We start from the raw sequence: 247 nt of genomic DNA on the forward strand, positions 1-247 counted from the left end.
GCCCCCTGGGCCAACAAGAGCGCGGCATGGCCAGCCGACACCGTCATAAATCCATTGCCACCAGCGTCCTCAACAGCCTTACTCCGGGCTGCCATGAGCGGGTCATCAGGACGTGGAAACGGAATCCGATCAATAACAACCAGACGGCAAGTGTCGCCAGGAATATCGACCCCCTGCCACAGCGACACAGTTCCAAATAGACAAGTACGCGGATCAGCCGCGAATCGCCGAGTGAGATCAGCCAGGT

Annotated in this window: 1 protein-coding gene; it reads right to left on the bottom strand. The window is 58.7% G+C overall.

Annotated elements, in window-relative coordinates:
* A partial coding sequence (locus tag ACP3VS_RS24540) for a helicase C-terminal domain-containing protein (RefSeq protein WP_426390340.1) occupies positions 1 to 188 on the bottom strand: 188 nt, incomplete at its 3' end.
* Positions 189 to 247 lie beyond the last annotated feature (59 nt).

This window comes from Lysinibacillus sp. VIII_CA, assembly GCF_049943995.1.
GTDB lineage: Bacteria > Bacillota > Bacilli > Bacillales_A > Planococcaceae > Lysinibacillus > Lysinibacillus pinottii.